General features: G+C 46.5%; 1 protein-coding gene. It reads left to right on the top strand.

Annotation, left to right across the window (positions count from 1 at the left end):
- Positions 1–1,011 (top strand): phage tail sheath subtilisin-like domain-containing protein (locus AC0QT1_RS08655; RefSeq protein WP_473202134.1); only part of this gene is annotated, 1,011 nt, incomplete at both ends.

Here is a 1,011-nt window from a genome sequence, read left to right as displayed (position 1 = left end):
GTTGTCGTGCGTGTGCAAGAAGGTGATAACGAAAATGCAACACTGACCAATGTTCTTGGCGGTGTGAATGCCAATGGTGCTTATGAAGGTGTGCATGCTTTGATTGGAGCACAATCCCTTCTTGGACAAACACCACGCATTCTGATTGCTCCAGGCTTTACCCATAAACGCCCTGTTAGCCTTAGCAAGATTGAGGTCACCAACAAAGGCAGTGGTTATACCCAAGCAACTGTTAAAATTGCCGGCGGCGCAAAAGCAGAAGCAATTATCGCCAATGGACAAGTGACCTCGATTGTTCTCAAGGACAATGGCTTTGATTATCAAACCGCCCCCAATGTAACGATTGAAGGTGATGGAACCGGTGCAACAGCGAAAGCCGAAATCAGTGTAACCTCGAATCCTGTAGCAGCAGAGTTGATTGGCATTGCTGAGCGGCTCCGCGCTATTGTAATCATTGATGCACCAAACACAACCGATGAAGCAGCCCTTGGTGCAGCAAAGGATTTTGATTCAAAACGCGCTCTCATTGTTGATCCTTTTGTAAAGATAAATCGTAATGGAGAAATCCTAGAACAGCCCGCAAGTGCAGCAGTTGCGGGTATCATTGCCAAAACAGATTTTACCCATGGCTTTTGGCATTCCCCTTCAAACAAAGTGATCAATGGCATTGTAGGGATTACCCGCCCGATTGATTTTTCCATTGGTGACAGATCAAGCCGTGCCAACCTTCTCAATGAACAAAACATCACAACAATTATTCGTGAAAATGGTTATCGTCTTTGGGGCAATCGCACCCTTTCAAGCGATACAAAATTCGCTTTCTTATCCGTTGTGAGAACCGCGGATATGATCAATGACGCCATCTTGCGTGGGCACATGTGGGCGGTCGACCGCAATATCAAAAAAACCTACATGAGTGATGTGAGTGAAAGCGTCAACGCCTATTTGCGTGATTTAAAAGCACAAGGCGCCATCCTTGGTGGGCAGTGCACCCCTGATCCAGAGTTGAAT

The organism is Bartonella sp. P12B (assembly GCF_055796185.1).
This window is presented reverse-complemented; position numbering and strand designations above follow the sequence as displayed.